Raw genomic sequence first — 8,222 nt, 5'->3', positions numbered from 1 at the left:
GCTGGGTGCGGCGGTTGCTGATCGGCGGCGTGCTCGCCTTCCTGCTGGCGTTCCTGCTGCTGCCCTTGCTGCTGGTGTTCACCGAGGCGTTGCGCAGCGGCGTCGGTGTGTTCTGGCGCGCGATCTCCGATCCGGACGCGCTGGCGGCGATCCGCCTGACCCTGCTGGTGGCGGCGATCGTGGTGCCGTTGAACCTGGTGTTCGGCGTGGCCGCGGCCTGGGCGGTCAGCAAGCACCGTTTCCCCGGCAAGCGCCTGCTGGTGAGCCTGATCGACCTGCCGTTCTCGGTGTCGCCGGTGGTCGCTGGCCTGTTGTTCATCCTGATCTTCGGCCGCAACGGCTGGGTCTGGCCGTTGATCGACGAAGGCGTGTGGCTGCACCTGCCGCCGCTGGGCGACGTGTCGCTGCATCTGCCGCGCATCGTGTTCGCACTGCCGGGCATCGTGCTGGCGACCACCTTCGTCACCTTTCCCTTCATCGCCCGCGAGCTGATGCCGCTGATGGAGCAGCAGGGCGACGACGAGGAGCTGGCAGCGCTGAGCCTGGGCGCCAGCGGTTGGCAGACGTTCCTGCGGGTGACCCTGCCGAACATCCGCTGGGGCCTGCTGTACGGCGTGCTGCTGTGCAGTGCGCGGGCGATGGGCGAGTTCGGTGCGGTGTCGGTGGTGTCCGGACAGATCCGCGGGCGCACCAACACGCTGCCGCTGCATGTGGAGATCCTCTACAACGAATACGCCTACAGCGCGGCCTTCGCCTGCGCCAGCCTGCTGGCGCTGACCGCGCTGCTGACGCTCGCCGTCAAGTCCTGGCTGCACTGGCGCCACGGCGCGGCGCTGGCCGCCACTCACCGACATTGAGGTTGCGATGAGCATTCGCGTACAGCATCTGGGCAAGCGCTTCGGCGATTTCGCCGCGCTCGACGACGTCAGCCTGGACATCCGCCAGGGCGAACTGCTGGCGCTGCTGGGGCCCTCCGGCTCCGGCAAGACCACGCTGCTGCGGGTGATCGCGGGGCTGGAACATGCCGACCGCGGACGCGTGCTGATCCACGGCGAGGACGCCACCGCGCTGTCGGTGCAGGCGCGCCGGGTCGGCTTCGTGTTCCAGCACTACGCCTTGTTCAAGCACATGAGCGTGTACGAGAACATCGCCTTCGGCCTGCGCGTGCGCCGCGAGGCGCGCTGGAGCGAGTCGCGCATCCGCGCGCGGGTGCAGGAACTGCTGGCGCTGGTGCAGTTGCACGATCTGGAGCGACGCTACCCGGCGCAACTGTCCGGCGGCCAGCGCCAGCGTGTGGCGCTGGCCCGCGCGCTGGCGATCGAGCCGCGCGTGCTGTTGCTCGACGAACCGTTCGGCGCGCTCGACGCGCAGGTCCGCCGCGACCTGCGGCGCTGGCTGCGCGAGCTGCACGAACGCACCGGCCTGACCACGGTGTTCGTCACCCACGACCAGGAAGAGGCGCTGGAACTGGCCGACCGCGTGGCCATCCTCAACCGCGGCCGGATCGAGCAGATCGGCAGCCCGGCACAGGTCTACGAGCAGCCGGCTTCGCCCTTCGTCTACGCCTTCGTCGGCGCGGTGAACCGGCTGCCCGCGCGTCTGCACGACGGGGCGGTGCAGGTCGGCGGCCTGGCCTTGCCGGCGCCGTCGACGCCGCTGTCCAGTGGTCCGGTCGAGCTGTATGTGCGGCCGGAAGACCTGGCGCCAGGCAACGAGGGCTGGGCGGCGACGGTGCTGTCGATCCAGCGCAGCGGCCCGCGACTGCGCTTGCGCGCGCAGCTGGCGCACGGCCACGACGAGGTCGAGGTGGAACTGCCGGCGGGCGAGGGGGCACCCGACTACGCGCCGGGCCAGCCATTGCACCTGCGCGCACGCCGTTTCGGGGTCTTCGCCCGGCCCGACTGAGGCGCCATCGCGCCCTGCCGATCGGCGATCGCCCGCGCCTGCGCATTGGTGTGGCCAGCGGCTGCCTGCCCGGTCGCGGCCTGACCGCCAACTCCCGGACGAGGGCCTTCCCTGGCAGGCCGGCTCCCGCTGTCGGCGGCTCGCTGTGTCCGCGCTTGGCGCGATCGGGGGTTTTGTGTCACGGCGTGGCATGCGCCGCGTGAAAAGTTGTTGCACTGCACGATCAAAGCAGTTAAAAAACCGTAAAGGCGCATCCGCCTCGTCGCTGCACCCCTTCCTCGTCAACCCTAGGAGAATGACCGGTGAACAAGACCACTCTCGCCCTGGCCGTCGCACTGGCCGCTTCGCCGCTCACCGTCCTGGCCCAGGACGAGCCCACCTCGCCGATCACCGGCTCCTATGGCGTGGTCAGCGACTACGTGTTCCGTGGCGTCTCCCAGACCAACAAAGGCCCGGCGTTCCAGGCCGGCCTCACCTACACCTCGCCGTTCGGCCTGTACGTGGGCACCTGGGGCTCCAACGTCGATTTCGGCGCGGGCGATCCGGATTGGGAAGTGGACGGCTTCGTCGGCTACAACGTCGATTTCTCGCCGGACTGGAACTTCGACGTGATGGTCAACCGCTACGGCTATCCGGGCGCCGGCAAGTCGAACTACAACGAACTGATCACCAAGACCAAGTTCCTCAAGACCTACACCCTGACCGTGGCCTACACCGACAACGTGTACAACCTGGACCGGGACAGCTTCTACTACGCGCTGGACGGGAACTGGTCGCTGCCGCAGGGCTTCAGCGTCGGCGCGCACGTCGGCCGCACCACCTACGAAAGCGCGTTGACCGCGTACCAGGACTACACCGACTACAACGTCAGCGTGGGCAAGATGGTCGGCCCGCTGGCATTGAGCGTGGGCTACTACGACACCGACAACAAGGGCGCGGCGAACTTTACCGAGCGCCTGGCCGGTCACCGCGTGGTGGTCTCGGGCACGATCGCGTTCTGATCGCATCGTCTCGTGAAAATACGAAGGGCGCCGCGAGGCGCCCTTCGTCTTTTTCGGCATCGCATCGCCGCGTAGCCACGGCGCGCGCATCACCAACTCAGCACGACCTTGCCGGCCTTGCCTTCTTCCATCAGGTCGAAGCCCTTCTGGAATTCGTCGATGGTCAACTGGTGGGTGAGCACCTTGCCCAGCGGGAAGCCGGACAGCACCAACTGGGTCATCTTGTACCAGGTCTCGTACATCTTGCGGCCGTAGATGCCCTGCACGGTCAGGCCCTTGAAGATGATCTTGTCCCAGTCGCAGCCGGCGCCGCGCGGCATGATGCCGAGCATGGCGATCTTGCCGCCGTGGTACATGCAGTCGAGCATGTCGTTAAACGCGCGCGGATTGCCGCTCATCTCCAGGCCCACGTCGAAGCCTTCCATGTGCAGGTCGGCCATCACGTCCTTGAGCGAGGTGTTGGCGACGTTGACCACGCGGGTCGCGCCCATGTCCGCGGCCAGCTTCAGGCGGAAGTCGTTGACGTCGGTGACCACCACGTTGCGCGCGCCGATGTGCTTGCAGATGCCCGCGGCGATGATGCCGATCGGGCCGGCGCCGGTGATCAGCACGTCCTCGCCGATCACGTCGAACTCCAGCGCGCAGTGCGCGGCGTTGCCGTAGGGATCGAAGAACGCGGCCAGTTCGGACGGGATCTGGTCGGGGATCGGCCACAGGTTGGAGGCCGGCATCACCATGTACTCGGCGAAGGCGCCGTTGACGTTGACGCCGATGCCGACCGTGTTCGGGCACAGGTGCGGACGCCCGCCGCGGCAGTTGCGGCAGTGGCCGCAGACGATGTGGCCTTCGGCCGAGACGCGCTGGCCGACCTCGTAGCCGGTGACCGCCGAGCCGAGCTGGGCGATGCGGCCGACGAACTCGTGGCCGATGGTCAGGCCGGGCTTGATGGTGCGCTGGCTCCACTCGTCCCACAGGTAGATGTGCAGGTCGGTGCCGCAGATCGCGGTCTTTTCCAGCTTGATCAGCACCTCGTTGGGGCCGGGCACCGGCACCGGCACCTGTTCCAGCCAGATGCCCTTGGCGGCCTCGCGCTTGACCAGCGCCTTCATTGTTTGCGCCATGTCGGTGCAGATTCGATGGGAAGAGGGCGCGCAGTATAAGCGCCCGGCCGACGCGGCCATGTTGCGGCGCGGTCAGGGTGCCATTGGTCACGGTCCGGCCGCTTGATGACAGCCGTTACACTCTAACGTCTGTCATCAAGGAAACCATTCGATGCGTTCGAATTCGTTGGCTGTCGCCATCGCCGCCGTGGCCGCCCTGTCCGGCGCCTCCGTCGCCCACGCTGGCGAGGGCATGTGGGTCCCGCAGCAGTTGCCGGACATCGCCGGGCCGCTGCAGCAGGCCGGCCTGAAGCTGTCGCCGCAACAACTGTCCGATCTCACCGGCGACCCGATGGGCGCGGTGGTCTCGCTCGGCGGCTGCACCGCCAGCTTCGTCTCGCCGCAGGGCCTGGTGGTGACCAACCACCACTGCGCCTACGGCGCGATCCAGCTCAACTCCACTCCGCAGAAGAACCTGATCCGCGACGGCTTCAGCGCCGCCAGCCAGGGCGCCGAACTGAGCGCGGGCCCGAACGCGCGCATCTACGTGCTCGACCGCATCACCGACGTCACCGCGCAGGCCAAGGCGGCGATGGCCGCGGCCGGCAACGATGCGCTCAAGCGCACGCAGGCGCTGGAGGATTTCGACAAGTCCCAGGTCGCCGCGTGCGAAGCCGATGCCGGCTACCGCTGCGAGCTGTACAGCTTCTCCGGCGGCAACACCTACCGCCTGTTCCGCACCCTGGAAATCCGCGACGTGCGCCTGGCCTACGCGCCGCCGTCGGGCATCGGCAAGTTCGGCGGCGACGTCGACAACTGGATGTGGCCGCGCCACACCGGCGACTTCTCGTTCTACCGCGCCTATGTCGGCAAGGACGGCAAGCCGGCCGCCTATGCCAAGGACAACGTGCCGTACCAGCCCAAGCACTTCCTGAAGTTCGCCGACCAGCCGCTGGGCGCTGGCGATTTCGTCATGGTCGCCGGCTACCCGGGCCGCACCAACCGCTATGCGCTGGCCTCCGAGTTCGACGCCACCGCGAGCTGGGGCTACCCCACCGCCGCGCGCCAGTACCGCGACCTGATCGCGCTGGTCGAGCAGGCCGGCAAGCAGAACCCGGACATCCAGGTGAAGTACGCCGCGACCATGGCCAGCTGGAACAACGTCGCCAAGAACTACGAGGGCCAGCTGGAGGGCTTCAAGCGCATCGACGCGGCGGCCAAGAAGCACGCCGAGGAAGACGCGGTGCTGGCTTGGCTCAAGCGCCAGGGCGGCGAGGGCAAGGCCGCGCTGCAGGCGCATGCGCAACTGCTGGCGCTGGGCGAGCAGGCCAAGGCCACCCGCGATCGCGACCTGGTGCTGCGGCAGATGCGCCGCACCGGCGTGCTCGGCAGTGCGGTGTCCCTGTATCGCCTGTCGATCGAACGCGCCAAGCCGGACGCCGAACGCGAGCCGGGCTACCAGGAGCGCGACCTGCCCGAGATCGAGGGCGCGATGAAGCAGATGGAGCGCCGCTACGTCGCCGCCATGGACAGCCAGTTGCAGCGCTACTGGTTCGACCAGTACCTGAAGCTGCCGAAGGCGCAGCGCCTGCCGGCGCTGGACCAGTGGCTGGCCGGTGCCGACGCGCAGGCCGCCGCCACGCGTCTGGCCGGCACCCAGCTGGGCAATACCGAGGCGCGCCTGAAGTGGCTGCATGCCGACCGCGCCGCGTTCGAGGCCAGCGACGACCCGGCGCTGCGCTATGCGGTGGCGCTGATGCCGACCCTGCTGCAGATCGAGCAGGACGAGAAGCGGCGTGAGGGCGAGGAACTGCTGGCGCGTCCGCGCTACCTGCAGGCCGTGGCCGACTACAAGAAGAGCCAGGGCGAGTTCGTGTATCCGGACGCCAACTCCTCGCTGCGCATCACCTTCGGCAACGTCAAGGGCTACGTGCCGAAGGACGGCGTGGCCTACACCCCGTTCACCACGCTGGAAGGCGTGGTCGCCAAGGACACCGGCGTGGAGCCGTTCGACTCGCCCAAGGCGCTGCTGGAGGCGGCCAAGGCCAAGCGCTACGGTGGGCTGGAGGACAAGCGGCTGGGCACGGTGCCGGTCAACTTCCTGTCCGACCTGGACATTACCGGCGGCAATTCCGGCTCGCCGGTGATGGACGCGCACGGCAAGCTGGTCGGCCTGGCCTTCGACGGCAACTGGGAGTCGGTGAGCTCGAACTGGGTGTTCGATCCGGCGATGACCCGGATGATCGCGGTCGATTCGCGCTACCTGCACTGGATCATGCAGGAAGTGATGCCGGCGCCGCGGCTGTTGAAGGAGTTGAACCTGGCCAAGTGAGCCAGGTTCCGGCGGGCGGCGGCTACGGCCGCCGTCCGCATGTCCGCCCCGGCACGCCGCGGCGGGCACGCGGGATGCAGCGCAGGGTTTCCGGCGACGGAGCGGGTATCATGCCGCTCCGTTTTCGTTTGCGAGACGGCCCCTTCCCCCCAAGGAATCCAGCGCATGCGCATTCTGCTCGCCCGCCATGGCGAAACCCCGTGGAACGCTGAAGGCCGCTACCAGGGCCAGATCGACATCCCGCTGTCGCCGGTCGGCGACGCTCAGGCGCAGGCGCTGGGCGCCCGCCTGCGCGAGGTGCCGCTGACCCGCGCCGTGGCCTCGCCGTTGGCCCGCGCGCAGCGCACCGCGCGCTTCGCCCTGGGCCCTGAGCGCGAGGCGTTGCTGCAGACCGATCCGGACCTGCAGGAAATCGCCCATGGCGAGTGGGAAGGCCTGCTGGCCAGCGAGATCCACGAGAAGGATCCGGCGCGCCTGCGCGCCTGGCGCGAGGAACCGGACACGGTGCTGATGCCGGGTGGCGAGTCGCTGCGGCAGGTGCTGGAGCGCTCCTGGCGCGGCCTGACCCGCGCCGCCGAGGGCCTGGGCGAGCACGACACGCTGCTGGTGGTGGCGCACGATGCGGTCAACCGGGTGATCCTGTGCCGGGTGCTGGGCCTGCCGATCGCGCGGCTGTGGAGTTTCCGCCAGGCGCCGACCACGCTGAACCTGCTGGAAGGGCCGGATGTGGAGCATCTGGAAGTGGTGCGCTTGAACGATTGCGCGCATCACACGCCGTTCTTCGGCGAGGCGAAGCATCGGGCGCTGTAGGGCCGACATGATGCGCGTATAGCGTGCGTCGTCTCGTCGACGAGTTGATCCTTCCCGCTTCCGATGCGGTTTGCTTGGCCGTTGCCGTTGCCGTTGCCGTTGCCGTTGCTGTGCTTTTGCTTTGCTTTTCGGGATCCCGTGAGCCGCGGCACTTGGCCTGGGCGAAAACCCCGAAGGGGCGGCGCGCAGGAAGCGCGCCGTTTTTCGCCGGCACATGGATGTGCCGTCGAAAAATGCCCAGGCCAAGTGCGCACCCGGAGCGCGTAGCGCGGAGGGCGCGGCGCCCGGGTGTGCTTTCTTTTGGTTACTTTTCTTTGCACAAGCAAAGAAAAGTGACTCGCGCGTCAGCGCGAAAGCTGTCGCTCCAAAGCTGTTGCTTCTGACGCAGGCGAGCGAGCGCGCTTGCCTGAAAGGCTAGAAATACACAAATGAACACCCTCCCCGAATGGCTCGCCTACATCGAGCGCCAGCACCCCCAGGACATCGCCATGGGCCTGGAGCGGGTGCGCGCGGTCGCCGCACGCATGCGCCTGACCAAGCCAGCCAAGCACGTCATCACCGTCGGCGGCACCAACGGCAAGGGCTCCACCGTCGCCTTCGTCGAGGCCATCGCGCGTGCCGCCGGCTGGCGCGTGGGCAGCTACACCTCGCCGCACCTGCTGCGCTACAACGAGCGCGTGCGCATCGACGGAGACGAGGCCAGCGATGCCGACCTGGTGACCGCCTTCGCGGCAGTGGAGGCCGCGCGCGGCGACACCGCGCTGACGTACTTCGAATACGGCACGCTGGCGGCGTTATGGCTCTTCCAGCAGGCCAAGCTGGAACTGGCGGTGCTGGAAGTCGGCCTCGGCGGCCGCCTGGATGCGGTGAACCTGGTCGATGCCGATGTGGCGGTGATCACCACCGTGGACATCGACCACACCGACTGGCTCGGCACCGACCGCGAAGCGATCGGTGCGGAGAAGGCCGGCATCGCGCGGCCGTGGAAACCGCTGGTGCTCGGCGAGATCGATCCGCCCTCCAGCGTGCTGCGCCGCGCTTACGCGATCGGCGCCAATGCGCTGCGCGCCGGCA

General features: G+C 68.3%; 7 protein-coding genes. 6 read left to right on the top strand and 1 reads right to left on the bottom strand.

Going from position 1 to position 8,222, the window contains the following annotated elements; genetic code table 11:
- From cysW to D588_RS0122500, 3 genes are all read left to right on the top strand, one after another.
- Window positions 1-857, top strand: an 857-nt coding sequence (gene cysW, locus D588_RS0122510; protein ID WP_026144007.1) for a sulfate ABC transporter permease subunit CysW, incomplete at its 5' end; no start/stop codon positions are given.
- 7 nt (window positions 858-864) lie between these two features.
- A complete protein-coding gene (locus D588_RS0122505) occupies window positions 865-1,905 on the top strand; it encodes a sulfate/molybdate ABC transporter ATP-binding protein (protein WP_017914302.1) in 1,041 nt (346 codons plus the stop codon).
- A gap of 302 nt (window positions 1,906-2,207) precedes the next feature.
- Window positions 2,208-2,906, top strand: coding sequence for a TorF family putative porin (locus D588_RS0122500; protein ID WP_017910766.1), 699 nt, complete (start codon window positions 2,208-2,210; stop codon window positions 2,904-2,906).
- An 89-nt stretch (window positions 2,907-2,995) separates the two neighbouring features.
- Here the strand turns inward: D588_RS0122500 and tdh are convergent, their stop codons facing one another.
- Window positions 2,996-4,027, bottom strand: coding sequence for an L-threonine 3-dehydrogenase (gene tdh, locus D588_RS0122495; protein ID WP_026144006.1), 1,032 nt, complete (start codon window positions 4,025-4,027; stop codon window positions 2,996-2,998).
- 151 nt (window positions 4,028-4,178) lie between these two features.
- On the opposite strand from tdh, the gene D588_RS0122490 reads away from it, so the two are divergent.
- The 3 genes from D588_RS0122490 to D588_RS0122480 all read left to right on the top strand — a co-directional run.
- On the top strand, window positions 4,179-6,338 hold the full coding sequence (locus D588_RS0122490; RefSeq protein WP_017917606.1) for a S46 family peptidase: 2,160 nt from the start codon (window positions 4,179-4,181) through the stop codon (window positions 6,336-6,338).
- Window positions 6,339-6,503: 165 nt separating this feature from the next.
- Complete coding sequence (locus D588_RS0122485) at window positions 6,504-7,148, top strand: histidine phosphatase family protein (RefSeq protein WP_017910762.1); 645 nt, start codon at window positions 6,504-6,506, stop codon at window positions 7,146-7,148.
- Between the two features lie 428 nt (window positions 7,149-7,576).
- Window positions 7,577-8,222, top strand: a 646-nt coding sequence (locus D588_RS0122480; RefSeq protein WP_017917605.1) for a Mur ligase family protein, incomplete at its 3' end; no start/stop codon positions are given.

This window comes from Xanthomonas sp. SHU 308, from assembly GCF_000364645.1.
GTDB classification, from domain to species: domain Bacteria; phylum Pseudomonadota; class Gammaproteobacteria; order Xanthomonadales; family Xanthomonadaceae; genus Xanthomonas_A; species Xanthomonas_A sontii.
The sequence above is the reverse complement of the archived record's forward strand: the minus strand, read 5'-3'. Positions and strand labels throughout refer to the sequence as shown.